15 protein-coding genes are annotated in these 21,153 nt (G+C 71.0%); 2 read left to right on the top strand and 13 right to left on the bottom strand.

What is annotated here, in order from left to right:
• Positions 1-288 precede the first annotated feature (288 nt).
• The 3 genes from AC07FT_RS35180 to thyX all read right to left on the bottom strand — a co-directional run bounded on the left by AC07FT_RS35180 (position 289) and on the right by thyX (position 3,942).
• Positions 289-1,974 carry a ribonuclease J gene (locus tag AC07FT_RS35180; RefSeq protein ID WP_479180200.1) on the bottom strand — a complete coding sequence of 562 codons (1,686 nt, stop codon included), beginning with the start codon at positions 1,972-1,974 and terminating at the stop codon, positions 289-291.
• A gap of 140 nt (positions 1,975-2,114) precedes the next feature.
• Complete coding sequence (gene dapA / locus AC07FT_RS35175; RefSeq protein ID WP_479180198.1) at positions 2,115-3,014, bottom strand: 4-hydroxy-tetrahydrodipicolinate synthase; 900 nt, start codon at positions 3,012-3,014, stop codon at positions 2,115-2,117.
• Positions 3,015-3,201: 187 nt separating this feature from the next.
• Positions 3,202-3,942 carry an FAD-dependent thymidylate synthase gene (gene thyX / locus AC07FT_RS35170; protein WP_471202160.1) on the bottom strand — a complete coding sequence of 247 codons (741 nt, stop codon included), beginning with the start codon at positions 3,940-3,942 and terminating at the stop codon, positions 3,202-3,204.
• A 190-nt stretch (positions 3,943-4,132) separates the two neighbouring features.
• On the opposite strand from thyX, the gene AC07FT_RS35165 reads away from it, so the two are divergent.
• Both AC07FT_RS35165 and AC07FT_RS35160 read left to right on the top strand, forming a co-directional pair.
• Positions 4,133-4,375, top strand: coding sequence for a hypothetical protein (locus tag AC07FT_RS35165; protein WP_254745003.1), 243 nt, complete (start codon positions 4,133-4,135; stop codon positions 4,373-4,375).
• A 63-nt stretch (positions 4,376-4,438) separates the two neighbouring features.
• On the top strand, positions 4,439-4,993 hold the full coding sequence (locus AC07FT_RS35160; RefSeq protein ID WP_479180197.1) for a hypothetical protein: 555 nt from the start codon (positions 4,439-4,441) through the stop codon (positions 4,991-4,993).
• 16 nt (positions 4,994-5,009) lie between these two features.
• Here the strand turns inward: AC07FT_RS35160 and AC07FT_RS35155 are convergent, their stop codons facing one another.
• From AC07FT_RS35155 to eccD, 10 genes are all read right to left on the bottom strand, one after another.
• Positions 5,010-5,465, bottom strand: a complete 456-nt coding sequence (locus AC07FT_RS35155) for a hypothetical protein (RefSeq protein WP_479180195.1) — start codon at positions 5,463-5,465, stop codon at positions 5,010-5,012.
• Between the two features lie 9 nt (positions 5,466-5,474).
• Positions 5,475-6,227, bottom strand: a complete 753-nt coding sequence (gene dapB, locus AC07FT_RS35150) for a 4-hydroxy-tetrahydrodipicolinate reductase (RefSeq protein ID WP_479180194.1) — start codon at positions 6,225-6,227, stop codon at positions 5,475-5,477.
• Positions 6,228-6,255: 28 nt separating this feature from the next.
• On the bottom strand, positions 6,256-7,635 hold the full coding sequence (locus AC07FT_RS35145) for a M16 family metallopeptidase (protein ID WP_479180193.1): 1,380 nt from the start codon (positions 7,633-7,635) through the stop codon (positions 6,256-6,258).
• Positions 7,632-9,875: a polyribonucleotide nucleotidyltransferase gene (locus tag AC07FT_RS35140; protein ID WP_479180191.1), complete on the bottom strand. Its 2,244-nt coding sequence runs from the start codon at positions 9,873-9,875 to the stop codon at positions 7,632-7,634. The genes AC07FT_RS35145 and AC07FT_RS35140 overlap by 4 nt, the downstream gene beginning before the upstream one ends.
• A 378-nt stretch (positions 9,876-10,253) precedes the next feature.
• Positions 10,254-10,541, bottom strand: a complete 288-nt coding sequence (gene rpsO / locus AC07FT_RS35135; RefSeq protein ID WP_009714645.1) for a 30S ribosomal protein S15 — start codon at positions 10,539-10,541, stop codon at positions 10,254-10,256.
• A 279-nt stretch (positions 10,542-10,820) separates the two neighbouring features.
• Entirely contained in the window at positions 10,821-12,884 is a 2,064-nt protein-coding gene (locus AC07FT_RS35130; RefSeq protein WP_479180189.1) for a protein kinase domain-containing protein, read from the bottom strand.
• A 37-nt stretch (positions 12,885-12,921) separates the two neighbouring features.
• The gene (locus AC07FT_RS35125) at positions 12,922-15,084 is read right to left on the bottom strand and encodes a protein kinase domain-containing protein (RefSeq protein WP_479180188.1); all 2,163 of its coding nucleotides are present in this window, start codon (positions 15,082-15,084) and stop codon (positions 12,922-12,924) included.
• A 6-nt stretch (positions 15,085-15,090) separates the two neighbouring features.
• Positions 15,091-17,220, bottom strand: coding sequence for an outer membrane protein assembly factor BamB family protein (locus AC07FT_RS35120; RefSeq protein ID WP_479180187.1), 2,130 nt, complete (start codon positions 17,218-17,220; stop codon positions 15,091-15,093).
• Positions 17,221-17,230: 10 nt separating this feature from the next.
• A complete protein-coding gene (locus AC07FT_RS35115) occupies positions 17,231-19,516 on the bottom strand; it encodes an outer membrane protein assembly factor BamB family protein (RefSeq protein WP_479180186.1) in 2,286 nt (761 codons plus the stop codon).
• Positions 19,517-19,555: 39 nt separating this feature from the next.
• Entirely contained in the window at positions 19,556-21,022 is a 1,467-nt protein-coding gene (gene eccD / locus AC07FT_RS35110; protein WP_479180184.1) for a type VII secretion integral membrane protein EccD, read from the bottom strand.
• Positions 21,023-21,153: the final 131 nt, after the last annotated feature.

Genomic DNA, 21,153 nt, shown 5'->3' with positions numbered 1-21,153 from the left:
TTCCCTTCGGTCTTTCGTGTTTCCAACCTTACCAGATCCGTTTTCCGTTCCGTTTCCGGTCCGAATTCCGTTTCCAGTGGCCGTTGGAGGGCCTTCCCTTTCGGTGGTTCCGACTTTATCAGAATTCTCTGAGCCGGTTTTCCACCTCCGCCTCCGGCTCCTCCGGAGGACCATGGGCTCTCCGGGTTTCCCCGTTGGCGGAGCCGTAAACGTACTGGAGCGGGGCTCCTCGACGCAAATCGAGCAGCCCCGCCCACTGGCCAGCGCCGTACGGACACTGAGGGTCTGTCAGACCTCGACCACGACGGGGAGGATCATGGGGCGACGGCGGTAGCTGTCGGACACCCACTTGCCCACCGCGCGGCGCACCAGCTGCTGGAGCTGATGGGGCTCGGCGACGCCGTCGGAGGCGCTCTTGGCCAGGGCGTCCTCGATCTTCGGGACGACGGCCGAGAACGCGGAGTCCTCGATACCGGAGCCGCGCGCCTGGATGTGCGGACCGCCCACGATCTTGCCGGTGGTGCTGTCCACGACCACGAAGACCGAGATGATGCCCTCGTCTCCGAGGATGCGGCGGTCCTTCAGCGAGGTCTCGGTGACATCGCCGACCGAGAGCCCGTCCACATAGACGTATCCGGCCTGGACCTTGCCCACGATCTTGGCGACGCCGTCGACGAGGTCGACCACCACGCCGTCCTCCGCGATGACGCAACGGTTCTTCGGGACGCCGGTGAGGGCGCCCAGCTCGGCGTTGGCCCTCAGATGGCGCCACTCGCCGTGCACCGGCATCAGGTTCCGGGGCTTGCAGATGTTGTAGAAGTACAGCAGCTCCCCGGCCGAGGCATGGCCGGAGACATGAACCTTGGCGTTGCCCTTGTGGACGACATTGGCGCCCCAGCGGGTCAGTCCGTTGATGACCCGGTAGACCGCGTTCTCGTTGCCCGGGATGAGCGACGACGCGAGGATCACCGTGTCGCCCTGGACGATCCGGATCTGGTGATCACGGTTGGCCATCCGGGACAGCGCGGCCATCGGCTCGCCCTGGGAACCGGTGCAGACGAGCACCACCTCGTCGTCCGGGAGGTCGTCGAGCGTCTTCACATCGACGACCAGTCCGGCCGGGATCCGCAGATAGCCGAGGTCCCTGGCGATGCCCATGTTGCGGACCATCGAGCGGCCGACGAAGGCCACCCGGCGGCCGTACTCATGGGCCGCGTCGAGGATCTGCTGGATGCGGTGCACATGGCTGGCGAAGCTGGCGACGATGATGCGCTTCTGGGCGTTGGCGAACACCTGGCGCAGCACGTTCGAGATGTCGCGCTCGGGCGGGACGAAACCGGGGACCTCGGCGTTGGTGGAGTCCACCAGCAGCAGGTCGATGCCCTCCTCGCCCAGTTTGGCGAAGGCGGGCAGATCGGTCAGCCGGCCGTCCAGCGGGAGCTGGTCCATCTTGAAGTCGCCGGTGTGCACGGCCATACCGGCCGGGGTGCGGATGGCGACCGCGAGGGCGTCCGGGATGGAGTGGTTGACGGCGATGAACTCGCACTCGAAGGGGCCGATGCGCTCGCGGTGCCCCTCCTCGACCTCAAGGGTGTACGGCCGGATCCGGTGCTCCTGGAGCTTGGCCTCGATCAGGGCGAGGGTCAGCTTGGAGCCGATCAGCGGGATGTCCGCCTTCTCGCGGAGCAGGAAGGGGACACCGCCGATGTGGTCCTCGTGGCCGTGGGTCAGCACGATGCCGTCGATGTCGTCGAGACGGTCCCGGATGGACGTGAAGTCCGGCAGGATCAGGTCGACTCCGGGCTGCTCCTCCTCGGGGAAGAGCACTCCGCAGTCGACGATCAGCAGCCGGCCGCCGTACTCGAAGACCGTCATGTTGCGGCCGATCTCGCCGAGGCCGCCGAGCGGGGTGACCCGCAGACCGCCCTCGGGGAGCTTCGGCGGCGCGCCGAGCTCAGGATGCGGATGACTCAAAAGACTCTCCTCACCACACACGCCACATGCCCCCCAGGGGCACATGGCGCGCGTGACCTTCGTGCACTTGCTGATGTGTCTGTATGTGGTTCTTCTGTATGCAGTTGTGAAGTATGAACGTGCGACTTTCGCGTCTTTGACTAGAGCTGTACCCCGCCCGCGGCAAGATCGCGCGTGAGCTGTTCCGTTTCCTCGGGGGTGAGATCGACCAGCGGCAGCCGCAGCGGCCCCGCGGGCAGGCCCTGGAGGGCGAGCGCGGCCTTGGTCGTGATGACGCCCTGGGTGCGGAACATCCCGGTGAAGACCGGGAGCAGCTGCTGGTGGATCTCCGTTGCCTTCGCGACGTCGCCCGCGAGGTGGGCTTCGAGCATCGCGCGCAGCTCGGGGCTGACGAGGTGCCCGACGACGGAGACGAACCCGACCGCGCCGACCGACAGCAGCGGGAGGTTCAGCATGTCGTCGCCGGAGTACCAGGCCAGGCGCGAGCGGGCAATGGCCCAGCTGGCGCGGCCGAGGTCGCCCTTGGCGTCCTTGTTGGCGACGATACGCGGGTGCTCGGCCAGCCGGACCATGGTCTCGGTGCCGATCGGGACGCCGCTGCGGCCGGGGATGTCATAGAGCATGATCGGCAGGCCGGTGGCATCGGCGATGGCGGTGAAGTGGCGCAGGAGACCTTCCTGCGGGGGCTTGCTGTAGTACGGCGTGACCGCCAGCAGTCCGTGGGCGCCGGCCTGCTCGGCCGCGCGGGCGAGCTCGACGCTGTGCGCGGTGTCGTTGGTGCTGGCACCGGCCACGATGTGGGCGCGGTCGCCGACCGCTTCCGCCACGGCTCGTACGAGCTGGGCTTTCTCCACATCGCTGGTGGTGGGGGACTCGCCGGTGGTGCCGTTGACGATCAGGCCGTCATTGCCGGCGTCCACCAGATGGACGGCGAGTCGCTGGGCGCCGTCGAGGTCGAGCGCGCCGTCCGCGGTGAATGGCGTGACCATGGCGGTCAGCACCCGCCCGAAAGGGGTCTGCGATGTGGAAGTCGGTGCCATGGGCCCCACGCTACTCGTAGCGCGCCCCGCAGTGCTCCCTCGGGGCGGTGGACGGAGCGAAGAGATGGGACCCGGCACTGCCTGCTCGGGGGTTCAAGCAGTGCCGGGCCCGTTTGTTCAGCCTAGATGAACTTCTCGAAACGCCGCAATACGGACACTTCGCTCCGGTGACGGACCCCGACCGGGGCTACGGGGCCACCCGGCCGTTGGTGTTGAAGGCTGCATGGGTCAGCGGCATCAGCCGGGCCCAGTGCTCCTCCATCCGCTCCCCCACCATCTCGATCTCACGCTGCGGGAAGGACGGCACGGCGGCCTGCTCGTGCTGGGTGCGCAGCCCCAGGAAGTGCATCAGCGAGCGGGCGTTGCAGGTGGCGTACATCGAGGAGAACAGGCCGACCGGGAGCACCGAGCGGGCCACCTCCCGGGCCACCCCGGCGGCCAGCATCTCCTGGTACGCCTCGTACGCGTGGCGGTACGCGTCCTCCATCACCCGGCCGGTCAGCTCGTGCTGCGCCTGGGTGCCCTCGACGAACTCGTACTTGCCCGGGCGCCCCTGCTGGACCAGTTTGCGGGCCTCCCCCGGGACGTAGAACACCGGCTGGAGCTGCCGGTAGCGGCCGGACTCCTCGTTGTACGACCAGCCCACGCGGTGCCGCATGAACTCGCGGAAGACGAAGATCGGGGCGCTGATGAAGAACGTCATCGAGTTGTGCTCGAACGGGCTGCCGTGGCGGTCCCGCATCAGATAGTTGATCAGCCCCTTGGACCGCTCCGGGTCCTTGGTGAGCTCGTCGAGGGACTGCTCACCCGCGGTGGACACCCGCGCGGCCCACAGGACGTCGGAGTCCGCGGCACTGTGCTTGACCAGCTCCACGGTCACATCGCTGCGGAACTCGGGCTTCTCGGTCTCGGTGGGGCTGTCGGTCACCGACGGGTCCTTCCGTATTGCGTCGCTCGGGGCGGGCCCAGCTTACGGGCCGCCGGTAGGCGCGCTCCGACGGCGCCGACCGAGCGGAAAAATCTTGATTGAAGTCAGCGGAAGAGGGCACCTCGGACCCCGTTCGCACGTCTTCTTCCACAGAAGCACCCACACTCGAGGTTCCAAGGAGAGCCCGCACATGTTCCGCCGGCGAGAGCCCGTGCCGTTCGCCTTCGTCGCCGAAGCCGACCGTTTCCGCAGCAATGTCACCCCGCCCGCCCGTCCGCGCGCCACGCCGTCCCAGATCGCGGGGCGCACGCTGATCGGACTCACCATCGTCGCCGGCTTTGTCGGCTCGCTGATGTTCGGTATGCCCGCTCTGGACAGCCAGTCCCATCAGACCCAGCAGACTCAGCAGTCAGAGGCCACCAACGGCCGTTGAGGCGCTGAGATAGCCTCACCCAGCACAGGCCCATCCGGACGTGTGTGTGAGTGAGGACCTTCCGTGCCACTGCCCTTCCTGACTGCCGACCACGTCCCGGACGACGAGACGGGCGGCGCACCGGACCATGCCACGTATGAGGACCTGGACCGGTGGCGCCGCCCTTATCGTCCCGGCCCGTGGAGGGTGGGCGGAGCCGCACTGCTGCTCCTGCTCGCCTCCTACGTCCTGTTCTCCGCGATGATCATCGCGATGGCGGGATCACTGCCCGCCGCCGGGATCTGTGTCGCCGTGGCCGTCCTGGTGATCGTGTTCGCCGTCCGGGTGGTGCACTCCGGTGTGCAGGTCAGTGCGCAGGGTCTGCGCCAGGTGGGCGTCTTCGCCTCCGCCACGGTCGCCTGGTCGGGGATCACGGCGCTGCGCACCGCCCAGCAGCCGGTCCGCTGGCTGGGGCTGCCGCGCACCGTCCAGGGCCAGGCCGTGATCGCCGAAGCGGCGGACGGCGGTGCCGCCCGCACTCTGATATCCAGCCACAGCGCCGACTTCCTGGCCCGCCCCGAGGGCTTCGACATGGCCGCCGACATCCTCGAGAGCTGGGCCGCCGCCTACCGCCGCTGACCGCACCGGCCCGGGGTCACCGGGTCCGTACCGGCCTGCCGTCGCGCAGCGCGATGGCCCGCTGCATCGCCTTGCGGGCCCGTGCGATGTCCCGGGCGTCGTGGTAGGCCACCGCGAGCCGGAACCAGGAGCGCCAGTCGTCCGGGGACTCCTCGGTCTCGGCCCGCCTCTTGGCGAACACCGCGTCCGCGGAGTCCCGGACGATCCGGCCGCCGGGGGTGCGCTCCAGCTCGTCCACCGGAAGGCCGCCCTCGGCCTCCAGCTCGCGCGCCAGCCGGTCGGCGTTCCGCGCGAACTGCGTGGTCTGCCAGAGGAACCAGGCTCCGATGAACGGCAGCACCAGCACGGCCAGGCCGAAGACGACGGTGACCGGGGTGCCCTCGCGGATCAGCAGCACCCCGCGGCTGCCGACCAGGACGAAGTACACGACCAGGACGGCCGCCAGAACGAAATACGTGATCTTTGCTCGCACCGGTGGCCCTCAGTCCAGATCGAGGAAGTGTTCCAGGCCGAAGGTGAGGCCGGGAGTGGTCACCACACGCCGCGCGCCGAGCAGGATGCCCGGCATGAAGCTGCTGTGGTGGGTGGAGTCATGGCGGATGGTGAGCGTCTCGCCCTCCCCGCCGAGCAGCACCTCCTGATGGGCGAGGAGTCCGCGCAGCCGCACAGAGTGCACCGGTACGCCGGCCACATCGGCGCCCCGGGCACCGTCGAGACCGGTGGCCGTGGCGTCCGGCGCGGGTGCGCAGCCCGCCTCGCGGCGCGCCTCGGCGATCAGCTGGGCGGTGCGGGCGGCGGTGCCGGAGGGGGCGTCCACCTTGTTGGGGTGGTGCAGCTCGATGACCTCGACCGATTCGAAGAACCGGGCGGCCTGGCGGGAGAACCGCATGGTGAGCACCGCGCCGATGGAGAAGTTCGGCGCGATGAGCACACCGGTGCGGGGCGAGGCGTCGAGCCAGCCGCGCAGCCGCGCGAGGCGCTCGTCGGTCCAGCCGGTGGTGCCGACGACGCCGTGGATACCGTGCCGGAGGCAGAACTCGAGGTTGTCCATGACCGAGCCGGGCTCGGTCAGCTCCACCGCGACCTCGGCGCCCGCGTCGGTCAGGGTCTCCAGCGAGTCCCCGCGACCGAGGGCGGCGACCAGCTCCATGTCCTCGGCCGCCTCCACGGCCCGGACGGCCTCGGAGCCGATCCGGCCCTTGGCACCGAGGACCGCCACGCGCAGCTTGCTCATCGTTTCTCTTCCTTCGGTTCCGGTGCGGCTAGGCGACGGCTTCGTCGAGGCGGGCCGCCTGCTTGTCCTTCAGCGGGCCGATGACGGACAGCGAAGGACGCCGTCCCAGTACATCGCGCGCCACCTCGCGCACCTCGTCGGGGGTGACCGCGGCCATCCGCGCGAGCATGTCGTCCACCGACATCTGCTCGCCCCAGCACAGCTCGCTCTTGCCGATGCGGTTCATCAGCGCACCGGTGTCCTCCAGGCCCAGCACCGTGGAGCCGGAGAGCTGGCCGACAGCGCGCCGCAGCTCCTCGTCGGTGAGGCCGTGCTGGGCGACGTGGTCGAGCTCGTCGCGGCAGATCCTCAGCACATCGTGCACCTGGCTGGGGCGGCAGCCCGCGTAGACGCCGAACAGTCCGCAGTCGGCGAAGCCGGAGTTGTAGGAGTAGACGCTGTAGGCGAGTCCGCGCTTCTCCCGCACCTCCTGGAAGAGCCGGGAGCTCATCCCGCCCCCGAGCGCCGCGTTGAGCACGCCCAGTGCCCAGCGCCGGTCGTCGGTGCGCGGGATCCCGGGCATGCCGAGGACGACGTGCGCCTGCTCGGTCTTGCGGTTGAGCAGCTCCACCCGGCCCGCGGTGCGGATCGTGCGGGAGCCGCCGCGCGGGGCGACCGGGACCGCGTCGGCGCGGGTGAGGGCGCCCGCCTTCTCGAAGGCGCGGCGCACCTGGCGGACGACGGTGGTGTGGTCCACGTTGCCCGCTGCGGCGACGACCAGGTGGGTCGGGTCGTAGTGCTTCTTGTAGAAGCGGGCGATCTGGTCGCGGCCGAGCCCGTTGACGGTGTCCACGGTGCCCAGGACCGGGCGGCCGAGGGGGGTGTCACCGAGCATGGTGTGCGCGAACAGGTCGTGCACACAGTCGCCCGGGTCGTCCTCGGTCATCGCGATCTCTTCCAGGACCACTCCGCGCTCGGCGTCCACGTCCGCCGCGTCGATCAGCGAGCCGGTCAGCATGTCGCAGACGACGTCGATGGCGAGCGGCAGATCGGTGTCGAGCACCCGCGCGTAGTAGCAGGTGTACTCCTTGGCGGTGAAGGCGTTCATCTCGCCGCCGACCGCGTCGATCGCGGCGGAGATGTCCAGGGCGCTGCGCCGCCGGGTGCCCTTGAAGAGCAGGTGCTCCAGGTAGTGGGTGGCGCCGCCCAGCGCGGGGGTCTCGTCACGCGAACCGACGTGCGCCCAGATGCCGAAGGTGGCCGAGCGGACGGACGGCAGGGTTTCGGTGACGATACGCAGGCCCCCGGGGAGGGTCGTCCTGCGGACCGTCCCGATGCCGTTCTCGCCCTTGAGAAGCGTTTGGGTACGGGCGACGGCCCGCCCCTCCGAAGAGGGGCGGGCCGTCGTACCGTGAGCGTGGGACGTCACTGGGCGCCCGCGGCGGAGCCGCTGTCGGACCCGGCGTCCTTCGCCTCGTCCTTGTCGTCCTCGCCCTCGATGACCGGGTGCAGCGAGAGCTTGCCCCGCTGGTCGATCTCGGCGATCTCGACCTGGACCTTGGAGCCGACCGCGAGCACGTCCTCGACGTTCTCCACGCGCTTGCCACCGGCCAGCTTGCGGATCTGCGAGATGTGCAGCAGGCCGTCCTTGCCCGGGAGCAGGGAGACGAAGGCACCGAAGGTGGTGGTCTTCACGACCGTGCCCAGGTAACGCTCGCCGACCTCGGGCATCGTCGGGTTGGCGATGCCGTTGATGGTCGTGCGGGCGGCCTCGGCGGCCGGGCCGTCGGAGGCACCGATGTAGATGGTGCCGTCGTCCTCGATGGTGATCTCGGCGCCGGTGTCCTCCTGGATCTGGTTGATCATCTTGCCCTTGGGGCCGATGACCTCACCGATCTTGTCCACCGGGATCTTCACGGTGATGATCCGCGGGGCGTTGGGGGACATCTCGTCCGGCGTGTCGATCGCTTCCATCATCACGTCGAGGATGTGGAGGCGGGCGTCACGGGCCTGCTTGAGGGCCGCGGCCAGGACGGAGGCCGGGATGCCGTCCAGCTTGGTGTCCAGCTGGAGGGCGGTGACGAACTGCTTGGTACCGGCGACCTTGAAGTCCATGTCACCGAAGGCGTCCTCCGCACCGAGGATGTCGGTGAGGGTGACGTAGTGGGTCTCGCCCTCGATCTCCTGGGAGATCAGGCCCATCGCGATGCCCGCGACCGGGGCCTTCAGCGGCACACCGGCGTTCAGCAGCGACATCGTGGAGGCGCAGACCGAGCCCATGGAGGTCGAGCCGTTGGAGCTGAGCGCCTCGGAGACCTGCCGGATGGCGTACGGGAACTCCTCGCGGGTCGGCAGCACGGGCAGCAGCGCCCGCTCGGCGAGCGCGCCGTGGCCGATCTCGCGGCGCTTGGGGGAGCCCACGCGTCCGGTCTCACCGGTGGAGTACGGCGGGAAGTTGTAGTTGTGCATGTAGCGACGGCGCGTCTCGGGCGAGAGCGTGTCGAGCTGCTGCTCCATGCGGAGCATGTTCAGCGTGGTGACGCCCAGGATCTGGGTCTCGCCGCGCTCGAACAGCGCCGAGCCGTGCACCCGCGGGATCGCCTCGACCTCGGCGGCGAGCGTACGGATGTCCGTGACGCCACGGCCGTCGATGCGCTTCTTCTCCTTGATGACGCGCTCACGGACCAGGGTCTTGGTCAGCGAGCGGTACGCCGCGGAGATCTCCTTCTCGCGTCCCTCGAACTGCGGCAGCAGCTTCTCGGCGGCCAGAGCCTTGACGCGGTCCAGCTCGCCCTCGCGCTCCTGCTTGCCCGCGATGGTCAGCGCCTGGGCCAGCTCGTCGCGGACGGCGGTGGTGAGCGCCTCCAGGACGTCGTCCTGGTAGTCCAGGAAGATCGGGAACTCACCGGTGGGCTTGGCGGCCTTGGCGGCGAGGTCCGACTGCGCCTTGCACAGCACCTTGATGAACGGCTTCGCGGCCTCCAGACCGGCGGCCACGACCTCCTCGGTGGGGGCCTCGGCGCCGTCCTTGACCAGCTGGATGGTCTTCTGGGTGGCCTCCGCCTCGACCATCATGATCGCGACGTCGCCGTCCTCCAGGACGCGGCCGGCGACGACCATGTCGAAGACGGCGTCCTCGAGCTCGGAGTGGGTCGGGAAAGCCACCCACTGGCCCTTGATCAGGGCGACCCGGGTACCGCCGATGGGGCCGGAGAAGGGCAGGCCCGCCAGCTGGGTGGAGCAGGAGGCGGCGTTGATCGCGACCACGTCGTAGAGGTGGTCGGGGTTGAGCGCCATGATCGTCTCGACGACCTGGATCTCGTTGCGCAGGCCCTTCTTGAAGGACGGGCGCAGCGGGCGGTCGATCAGGCGGCAGGTGAGGATCGCGTCCTCGGAGGGGCGGCCCTCACGGCGGAAGAACGACCCGGGGATGCGGCCCGCGGCGTACATCCGCTCTTCGACGTCGACCGTCAGCGGGAAGAAGTCGAGCTGGTCCTTGGGGTTCTTCGAAGCGGTGGTGGCCGACAGCACCATGGTGTCGTCGTCCAGGTAGGCCACGGCGGAGCCGGCGGCCTGACGGGCGAGGCGGCCCGTCTCGAAGCGGATGGTGCGGGTGCCGAAGGAACCGTTGTCGATGACGGCCTCGGCGTAGTGGGTCTCGTTCTCCACCAGGGAATTCTCCTCTTCTGCGTCCCTCGTCCGTGTGACGGTGGACGGTGGTGGAGCAGCGCCCCGGGCCTGTTGTCCGGCGGCCGGGCCGGTCTTCGATCGAAGCCACCGGAATTGCCAGTTCCGGGAGCCACTACCGAGGACCGGCTCCTGTGGCGCCGGTGCGGCGGGAATGAGGCGCTCCTCCTCGTTTCTTTATGGCGTTGTTGGGACCAGACTACAAAGCATCGGCCATCATCACGACGGCTGTGCTGTCTGGTGCGTCCGGCACGTAGCGGACAAAATACGCTGCGCACCGAGGGTGCGGGCCGCCATCAGGCGGCACCTACGGCAAAGGGAGCGGCTCCCAGTCCCGGGAACCGCTCCCTCCACGACGTCTTACTTGGCGCCCGCCGCACCGCGGCGGATGCCCAGGCGCTCGACCAGCGCACGGAAGCGCGTGATGTCCTTCTTCGCCAGGTACTGCAGCAGACGGCGGCGCTGGCCGACCAGCAGCAGCAGACCACGGCGGGAGTGGTGGTCGTGCTTGTGGGTCTTGAGGTGCTCGGTCAGGTCCGAGATACGGCGCGAGAGCAGCGCGACCTGGACCTCGGGGGAACCGGTGTCGCCCTCCTTGGTGGCGAACTCGGTCATGATCTGCTTCTTCGTAGCGGCGTCGAGCGACACGCGGTACTCCTTGGTTGGTCATTTCAGCCGCCGAGTGCCCCTGGTCGGTGTCTCAGGGGAGCTTCCGTGACTCGGGAGGCGGGGTCCGCTGGGCGCTGTCTCCAGATCCTCTGCAGAGAGGATCCGGGGGCGCGTACACAAACGGCCGTCACACAGCGTACCAGCGTCCCCGGTGGGGCCCGGACCGGGTCCGGTCCAGGTCCGGTCCGGACACCTGTGCTGGGTGGGACCCGGGTGGGTGGCCGGCGCGTGGGGGCCGGGGCGGCCGTCCCCGGACGGTCAGAGGACCGGCATGGCGGTGAGCTGTCCGGCCTGGAGGAGGAACACCCGGTTGTCGGCTCCCGCCAGCCTCCAGGTTCCATCGTTGCCCTGACTGTACGGCCAGGCGATGCTCCCCTCACGGGCGTCGGCCGCGACGACTCCCTTGCGGCCGGTGGAGTCCACGACCGCCCACACGGTTCGGCCCTCGGCCACCGGGGGGTCGAGCGAATGCTCCGACGAGGAGCCGACGGTCACCATCCACTCCTCCGCCCCGGTGTCCGCACTGCGGGCGTGGAGATCGGTGCCGTCCACGGCGTACACGACGCCGTCGCGCAGGGCCGGAGCTCCCCAGCCGCGATCACTCGTCGCGGGGTGCGTCCACATGCGTTCACCGGTCGTGAGGGCGAGCGCGGTCAGGGCCTTCCCTCCGAGAAGGACGGTGTCTCCGTCGACGAGCGGGGCCACGGCGCCGGGTCCGTGCGGCCTCGGACCCCATGCCGTTCTCCCGCTCCGGGTGTCGAGGGCGACCACCCGGCCGTCGGAGCCATGGACGACCAAGCGTCCCGCGGCCGCGACGCCCGCCGCGGAAGGTGCACCGCGCAGCTTCACCGGCGACGGGACCGTCCACAGCGGGGAGTGCGACGACAGTGAGACCGCCCGCAGTCGTCCGGCGCGGGTGGCCAGATAGACGGCCGTGTCGTCCACCGCCAGCAGGGTCGCGGCATCGGCCTGATCCGCCACCCAGTCCTCTCTGCCATCCGTGGCACGCAGCGCCCGTACGGCGCCCCGGCTGTCGGCGATGAGCACGGTGTCGCCGGAGTCGTCGGAGAGGACGAGCGGCCGTCCGGTCAGCCCCGCCACGGCGGAGGTCCAGCGCTTGGCACCGTCGCGGACGCCGTACGCGCGCAGCCGACCGCCCTTGGCCGCGACGACGACCAGGTCGTGTACGGGGAGCGGGGTGATCTCGTCACCCGGGTCCGCCACGCCCGTGTCCACCGGGCCCCACAGCGGTGTCGGCGCGTTCCCCTCCTCGTGGTCCGCGAGCGGCTTCGCCGCCCAGGGCTTTTCCTCCTGCGAGTCGTCATCCCGCAGCAGCCACCACGCACCGGCCCCGCCCCCGGCAACGAGCACCGCGCCGCCCGCCGACAGGCCGCCGATCAGCCGTCGCCGCGACAGTCCTGGCGCCTCGTCACCCGGCAGGGTGGCCACGCGCCTGGCGGCCGCCTCACGTCGCGCGATGTCCTCGGCCAGCGGTCCGGTGCGCCACGCCCGGTCCGCTCCCCGGGGCGGCGTCAGTCCCCGGGCGATGAGGTCGAGAGCCGGTCGCTGTCCGGGTTCCTTGTCCAGGCAGGGCTCCACCAGAGTCCGTATCGCTTGCGGTACGGCGTCCAGATTCGGCTCCCCGTGCACCACCTGGTACTGCACCGCAGCCACATGCCCGCCCTCGTAGACCGGCCGCCCTCCCGCGGCGTAGGCAAGGACCACGCCCAGCGAGAACACATCGCCCGCGGGGCCCGTCCGCCGGCCGAGGACCTGTTCGGGCGCGGCGAACCCCGGGGTGGCGAGCGACTGTCCGGTGGTGGTCAGCGTCAGCCCGTGCTCGGGCCGGGCGATACCGAAGTCGATGATCCGGGGGCCGCGGGACGTCAGCACGATGTTGGACGGCTTGAGGTCGCGGTGGACGAGCCCGGCGCCGTGGATGTCCATGAGCGTGCGCACCAGCGCGGCGCCCACGGCTCGCAGGGTCGGCTCGTCCAGGGGGCCGTAGCGCTCGACGGCCTGATCGAGGGTGGGGCCGGCCAGGAACTCCGTGGCGATCCACGGCCGTCCGCCCGCCATCTGCGCGGCGAGCACACGCGCCACGCCGTCGCTCCGCACCGCCTGTGCCGCCTGCGCCTCGCGCAGGAACCGCTGGGCCATCTCCGGATCGTGGGCCAGCTCCGGCCGCAGCACCTTCACCGCCGCGAGCTGTTCCCGCGCATCCCGGCCCAGGTAGACCTGTCCCATACCGCCCGCCCCGAGCACCCCGGTGAGGCGGTAGGGGCCAAGGCGCAGCGGATCACCGGTGCCGAGGGGGTCCATGGGTGAAGCTCCTGGGGAGGGGTCGGGTACGAACCGGTTAAGACAGCGGGAGGGCGCACACGGCGTCGCCGCGGCCGATGATCAGGCGTTGGGCCGCAGAGTGCGTCATGATCGTCGAGAAACTTCCGCCCCGGTCGCCGAAGGGGCTCTGAAACGTCCACGCCACGCGGTGGGTACGGCGGTCAACAGCGGCGGCCCACTGACTGTCGTTGTCGGGCGAGACATAGATGTAGCCGTCATCAGCGGCGGGTGTGGCCCCGAACTCGAGCACCGGGCCATCGCCCTTCTTCTGGTCCCACAGCAGCCGTCCGCTCTCGGCGTCGAGAGCGACGAGCCCACGCTCACGCTCCGCGGCATAGAGTACGCCGTCTTGCACCACGGGGGGTCCGTAGTGCCGCCTCCCGGGCTTGTCTCCTGTCCCGGACGTCCGTCCCGCACCGAAGCGCCAAGCCCGTTTGCCGTCGGAGAGCCGCAGTGCCATCAGCTCCCAGGTGCCGAGGAACAGGAGCCCCGCGGAGAAGGTGTGCCGGGCCCCTACGAGCAGTCCGCCCGTCAGCTTCTCGGGCACCTCGGCCGTCCAGCGGGGAGCACCGTTGCGAACGTCGATCAGGGTCACTTGTTCCCCCTGCGTCCGGATGAGCCCCGCCTCCACAGGGGTGGCTGCGATCTCGTCGTCCCCCGGCACGGCCATCCGACGGCGCCACATCTCGTGCCCCGTACCGGGGTCGACGGCCGCCCGCACCCAACCTTTCCGCGCTTTCCCCTCCACGATCAGCGCGGAATCGGTGGCTGCGAGGATCCTCGCGTCCTGCGCTGCGATTCCGCGCAGATCGGCGAGTGGGGACCGAGTGGTGCCCGTGACGAAGTCGACAGGGACGATCCGGAGTGTGGAGGAGCCAGGGTCCAGGGCGAACAGTCGGCGTCCATCGGAGACGACGCACGAGTCGGTCACCAACTCATCGTTCACGCCGCGGCGCTTACCGGTCCGCGCGTCGAAGCAGCGCAGCCCGGACTCGGAAACCATGGCAAGCCCGTCGCCCACCCGCAACAGCCGGGCGTCCCCCACGATGGCCCCGCCGGCTGTCTTCCACGCGATGCGCGGCGCCCCCGTGTCTGGCCGGGCCGCACCACGTCGCGGGGAGTCGGCACCCTTCTTCCCGCTGCCGTCGTGCAGCAGAGCCCAGGTGGCGGCCGCGCCACCCGTGATGAGGAGACCGCCTCCGGCCGTGAGCAGCCTGCGTCGGGCGAGCCGAGGCGGCCTCGACGCGTCCGACACGGCGGACATGCTCTCGGCGTCCGGGGCGGGCAGGCGGGAGGGCCGCACCTCCCACACAGCTGCGCCGCGCCGGGCGATATCCGCGAGTACGGCGTCCGGCAGGTGATCGACCGCGTCCCCTGTACCCTCCCGCAGCCGGGCACCCAGCTCCGCCGTGGCGGGCCGCTGTCGTGGGTCCTTGGCCAGACAGCGTTCCAGCGTGGGGCGCAGCCCCTCAGGCACCGCGGACAGCTCGGGCTCGGCGTAGCGCACCCGGTAGAGCAGGTCCGCGGGTTGTCCGGTGCCGAACGGTGGGCGTCCGGTCGCGGCGAACACCAGCACCCCCGCAAGGGCGAACACCTCACTCGCAGGGGTGTGTTCGCCGCCCGTCGCCTGTTCCGGTGACATGTAGGCGGGCGTCCCCGCGGCCGTGCCCGTCCGGGTCAGCCGGGCGTCGCCCGCCGCCCGCGCGATACCGAAGTCGATGACCTTGGGACCGGTCACGGTCAGCAGGATGTTGGATGGTTTGAGGTCGCGGTGCACCACATCCGACCGGTGGAGTTGTCCCAGGGCGTCGCACAGGACGGCTCCGATCGCCCGTACGGCGGGCTCGGCCAGCGCACCGCACAGTGCCACCGCCTCGTCGAGCGCTGGGCCGAGGACATAGGCCGTGGCGAGCCAAGGGGTGTCCGCCAGCGGATCGGCATCCACGACCTGTGCACCGTACTGGCCGCCGATGACGCGTGCGGCGTCGGTCTCCAGCCGGAAGCGGGTACGGAACTCCTCCTGCGCGGCGAACCGAGGGTGCATGATCTTGAGCGCGACCGTGCGCCCGCCCGGGGAGCGAGCCAGGTAGACGGTGCCCATCCCGCCGCTGCCGAGGCGGGCGACGAGAGTGAACGGCCCGATACGCGAGGGGTCGTCATGGGTGAGGGGATGAGGCATCGGTAATCAGTCCACCGGCAAGGCGTAGAGGGCTCCGCCGTTCACCACGACGGCCATTCCTGGTGCGCTGGCCACGTATCCGCTCAATCCACCGGCCTGCTGTCCGGAGCCCACGGGCGCGAAGCGCCAGCGTGGCGAGCCGTCGGCCGCGTCGAACGCATCGACCTCAGAGCCGTTCCGCTGGAACACCACGCGTCCCGTGTGACTCAGTGCGGTCTCGCTGTACTGCATGGGCTCGGTGGACGTGAAAGCGGGACCGTGCCGCCAGCGTTGCTCACCGCGGCGGGTGTCGACGGCGTGCGTGTCGCTGTTCTCGTCAGTGAAGAAGAGGGTCCGACCGTGGACCACCGGTGCGGTGTAGAGAGAGCCCTCGGTGGTGAAGCGCCAGCGCCGCTCGCCGCTGGAGAGGTCGTGTGCCTGCATGGCGTTCTGATCGTAGGAAATCAAGAGGTCACCGGGTGCTGTCATCCTGATGTTGTTGGCGTCGGAGCTCACGCTCTGATAGCTCCGCCTCCACAGCTTCCGGCCGCTCCGCGCATCCAGCGCGAGATAGGACCACGGCCCCTCGGACAGCCGACGTGTGCCCATCGGGACGAGCAGGGCGCCCCCGTGCAGCACGCCCTGCCCGGCGAACGCGGTGCCGCCGGTGAGCGGGACCGGGGTACGCCACAGCTCCCGGCGCCGCGCGACGTCATAGGCGACGACCACCGGTTCCTCCTCTTTTCCTCCATCCGTTATCCGCCCGGCCAAGAACCAGAGCGTGTGCCCTTCGGCCCCCCAAACGGCGGCAAAGAGCGGGCGGCCTTCGGAACCGTCGTAGCGCCGCTCGGTCCACACGACCTTGCCGGTACGGACGGAAACCACCGAGAACTCGGTGCCCGACAGCGTCAGGAAGAGGCCACCATCGAACAAGGTGAGGTCGCCGGTGGGCAGCAGGTCGTCCCGGCTCCACAACTGCTTGCCGTCCCGGAGATGCACCGCCGACAGCACCTTCTTGCTCATGAGGAGAGCGACGCTCCCCCGCGATATCAACGGCGGCCGCACCAGCGCCTCGTCGACCGTCAGACGCCACAGCGGGGCGGGCGCGGTCCCCCGGACGCGGGGCACCGGCCGACTCCGGCGCGGGCCGTCGGTGAAAGCCCTGGCCGCCCCGGCCCCGGCCGCACCCAGGGCGAGTCCGGCCGCGCCGGCCAGCGCGCCGAGGGTGACGGCGCGCCGGGACGGCCGTGGCCGTCCTCCGACCGGCTCCGGGTCCGTCGGCGGCGCGAGGGGGACCATCACCGGGTGGCGCGCCGCCTGTGCGGCCAAGGCCGCCCGCACGGATTCCGGCAGCGTCGTGGCACTGGTGGTGAACTCACGGGCCAGGGCGCGCGGTTCGGGTCGTCCAGCGGGGTCCGCGGACAGGCAGCTGATGATCGAGGCCCTCAATCCATCCGGCAGGTCGTCGGGGCCGGCGTCGCTCCGGCCCGTCGCCGCGTAGACCAGCGTCGCCCCGAGCGCGTACAGATCACCCTGGGGTCTGAGCGGTTCACCTGCACGCCGCTCGGGCGGCAGCGCCGACGTGACGATGCCGGGCGGCATCCCGGTGGAACCTCCACCGCCCGCCGATGCCGCGCGGTCCAGCCCGTAACCGGTCAGCCGGGGCCCGTCGAGGGTCAGGAGGACGGCACCCGGCGATATCCCCGCGTGGACCAGGCCGTTGGTGTGCGCCGCCGCAAGGGACTCGGCCAGCGCTGCCCCCAGCGAGCGCACGGTGGACTCCGGAAACGGGCCGCCGTGCACGGCCAGCGCGGCGGGCAGCGTCAGCGCGGGGAAGCAGTCGTGGGCGACCCAGGGAAGCTCCGCCCCGGGCGGGGCGACATCGAGGACCGGAGCCACCCACCGCCCGTTCAGGCGGCGGGAGTTCTCGGCCTCGGCCCGGAAGCGGACCGCGTACCCGGGATCCTCGGCGAGCGATGCGTGCGGAAGCGTCAGAACCACCACCCGGCCGGTCCGGTCGTCCCGCGCGAGGCGGCGCCGGGCGTCCCCGTCGTGGCCCGGGACGTCCAGGGTGTCCAGGACACGGTACGGGCCGATCCTCGAGGGACCGTCCTGGTCGGAGCGCGCCGTGCGGGCATCCGGATTCGGCGGTGTCATGGGTCCTTCCCTAGTCCATGGGCAGCGCGTAGACGCCACGCCCGTCCACCACGACCACCGTGTCGTCCGTGAGTGCCATGGTGCGCCGCCGGGGCCCTCCCCCGCCGATGTCGGTGAAGCGCCACAGCAGGGAACCGTCCGCGGCGTCGAAGGCGTCGACCTCGGCGTCTCCGGCCATGAGCACTCTCCGCCCCGACGGGCTGACCAGCGTGTCGGGGGTGTCCGGCGCCGACGCGGTCTTCAGCGCGAAACCGTAGGCACGTTGCCAGCGGACCGTTCCCGTCCGGGCCTCGACGGCGTGCAGCGCGTAGCCGCCGTCGGCGACATACGCCGTCTTCCCGTGGACGTACGGCAGGCCGAAATCCGTGAGGTGGCCCTTGGCGTCCTTCCCGAGCGACCGCAGGGACCACGCGCTCCGGCTGCCGTCGAGGGGGTCGTAACCCCGCAGTGTGCTGGCGAGGGCCGCGATCAGCGTGCTGCTTCCGTCGCTGGTGACGAACCCTTCCGACGCCACGCCCCGATACACCCGCTGCCAGAGCCGCTTGCCGCTCTCGCGGGCCATGGCGATGGCCCGTCCACCGGCTTTGCCACCACCGTCCATGACGAGCAGCGCGTCCTTCAGCAGATGTCCACTGGTGATTTCCCCGGGCAGGGTGCGGCGCCAGGTCTCCTTCCGCGTGCCGAGATCGAAGGCGACCGCGGCGTGACCGTTGCCGTCGCCTCCGTCGATCTTCACGGTGAACCAGACCGTGGACCGGTCCACCGCCAATACCCGCCCGAACACGGCCTGAGCACCGCCTCGGTAGTCCTTGCTGCGCCAGCGCACCCGGCCGGTCGCGGCGTCCAGCGCCACCAGTCCGTCGCCGGGGACGAACAGCGTCTTCGCGCCGGCCGCCCAAGGCGTCCCGGCGGGACGGAGCCCCTCGCGTGTCCACAGCCGCTTGCCGGTGCGCACGTCGATCCCGTGAACCGCTGTCTTCCCCGTCAGGACCACGACCCGGTCCCGCCAGACGAGCGGGGCGTACGCGGGTGCCGCTCCTTCCACGTCGTGCCGCCAACGAGGCTGAGGTGGCGCTCCCTCGAGACGGCGACGCGAGCGGTGGGCGGCGGCGAGGCGTTCGGCACGGGTCGGGGGAGGCGGGTCCTCGGGTGCCGTCGCCGTCCAGAGGGCACCTGCGCCCACCGCGACCCCCGCGGTACCGCAGACGGCACCGACGAGGAGCCCGCGTCGCGACGGCCCGGAGGAGGTCGACGGCGGCTCTGCGGACCGCGGCGGCTCCCCGTCGTCGCCAGGTATCGCGGGGCCGTCCGCCGGTTGCGGGGAGTCCTCCCCCGCAGTGTCGACCTCGGCGTCCAGGACCGCCGAGGACTGCTCCGACAGCGCGGCGATCACTCGCCCCGGGAGCCAGCCCGGCCCCAGGAGTGCCGCGGCCGGACTCACCGCGCCGCTGTCCTGGACGGTCGCGCTCCATCCCGCGGGACGGGTGCTGACCGCGGAAGGGGCAGCGGCGACACCGCGAGTCAGCCCCTCCAGCAGGGCCTGGGCCGTCGGCCGGTCCACCGGGTCCGGAGCGAGACAGGCTCCGAGAACGTCCCTCAGTTCCTCCGGCAGCGAAGCCGGATCGGGCTCCAGCCGGCCCGTCACCGCGTACGCCAGAACCGCGCCCAGCGAGAAGACGTCGCCCAAGGGGCGCGGCCGTCCGCCCGAACGCTGCTCCGGTGGCAGTGCGGCGAGGGCCACCCCCGGCAGGTCCCCCCGTACCGCGCCGTCCGGCCCCGCCGCCCGCACGGCGCCGAATCCGGCGAGCCGCGGCCCGTCCCCCGCCACGAACACGGTGTCCTGCGCGATCCCCGCGTGGGATGTGCCGGCGGTGTGGATCCAGGCCAGCGTCTCGGCCAGAGCGGCACCGAGCGCGCGCACGGTGGCGGCGGGCAGCGGGCCACCGTGTGCCTCCAGTGCGGCGGGCAGCGGCAGCATGGGCAGATAGGGCGAAGCGCACCATGGTGGTTCGGCGGGCTCGCCCGCGAGTTCCACGACCGGAGCGAGCCAGCCGGGCGGGCTGCTGCCGGCCAGTAGACGGGCCCGTTCCGCCTCCGCCAGGAAGCGTTCGCGACCGTCCCGGTCGTCGGCGGAGTCCGGCAGCGGCGTGGTGAGCACGACCGTCCTGGTGCCGCCCGCGCCACGCGCGATGAACTGCCGGGCCGTCAGCGTGACCTCGCCCGTCCCCCGGGTCAGTCGTGCGATGAGGTGGTAGGGGCCGAGTTTTCGTGGATCGTCCGTGGTCAGCGGTTCCACACGTGAGCCCTGCCTCCTCCGGGAGAGTTGAACCTCCGGTCAGCCACTGGTCATGCTCCGCGCCGCGCTGTAGACGTCCAGCACCGCGAGGCACAGCGGCACCAGGGAGAGCAGGAAGGCGCTCTCGGCGAGGTCGGACAGACGTCCCCAGAAGGGGGAGACGCCCACCCGCGGAATGATCAGGGCGATGGCGACGAGCAGCGCGGCGCCCGCCGTCACGGCCGCGGCGAGCCAGATCGTCCGTACGTCGAGCGGGCCCCGGTCGTTCTCGGTGATCAGCTTGATGACCGCGTCGGCGGGCGGGTTCAGGGACATCCCCAGCACCAGCAGGCCGAGGGAGACCAGACCCGCGCCCAGGACCGAGACGACCTGTGCGGAGTAGCGGAAGAGCCGGGCGCGCAGCAGCATCGCCAGGCCCCCGGCGAGCGCCAGCAGCTGGCCCCACACGCTGTCGGAGAAACCAAGCACCGCGGAGGAGCCCACGACGACGACGGAACAGCCGCCGACCAGTCCGAGCAGCATCTCGTGGCCCCGGCGCGCCTGGGCGGCCACCCGCTCGGCGTCCAGCGGCTCGGCGGTCTGCGGGGTGACGGGGTCCAGGCTCTCGTCAGCCGCCGAGTGGGGCGGCGCGTAACCGATGGGGAGACGGGCCACGCGTGCCGACAGACCGGGCAGGAAGGCGATGGCGCCGATGGCCACCACGGAGCAGACCGCGGCGGTCTCGGTGGGGCCGGTCTCGGTGAGGATCGCGCAGAAGGTGGCCAGGGTGCCGACGCTGGAGGCGAACACGGCCGCGACGAACGGGGCGTCACCCCGCGGCATGGCGGCAACCAGGGCGACCGAGGCGATGAGCACGGTGGCGCAGCCGAGCAGGAATTGGAGGCGGCCGACGCCGTCCCCCTTGTCCAGGGCCAGGAGCCCGGAGCCCGCGATCATGAGGTGCGGCAGCGCGCCGAGGCCGAGCGCGACGGCGGAGGCGCGGTCGTCGTAGACACGCGCCCGTACGCCCGCCAGGGCGGTCAGTACCAGCCCCACCGAGCCCGCGATGATGCCGGGCAGCCCGTGCATGTCGTGCCGGAGCGGATCGGCGTACCAGAGCACGAAGCCCATGAGGATCAGCAGGAAGGAGCCGCCCGCCAGACCGGTGGCGCGCAGGAAGCCGTCCTGCCACAGGGTGCGGTCCCGGGTGACGGCGGAGGCGATGGCGTCGGAGACGTCGTCGTAGACCGCGGGCGGCAGCGACTCGGCGAACGGCCGCAGCGACAGCAGCTCACCGTCCAGCACCTGTTGGGCGACGAGTGAGCGCGACCCCTCCAGCACCGTGCCGTTGCGCCGCACCAGGTGGTATCCGGTGGGGGCGCCCGCGGCCTGGGTCTGACCGGTCAGCCGGAGGATCTCGGGGTAGACGTCCGCGACCGGCACGTCCTCGGGGAGGGCGACGTCGATGCGGCTGTCGGGCGCGACGACAGTGACTCTGCAGAAACCGGTCGTAGCGGACGTACTCACTTTCGGGGCCCCCTCGTTCGGTCTTCTGCCTCGCTCGATGATGCGCGCGGCGGCCACCCTACCCGGGCCGTCACGCTGATACGTCGATAGGATCGCTGACTCGCGGAGGGAGGCCGTCGCCACGGGGGTGC

The organism is Streptomyces sp. NPDC045899 (assembly GCF_056431485.1).
The sequence above is the reverse complement of the archived record's forward strand: the minus strand, read 5'-3'. Positions and strand labels throughout refer to the sequence as shown.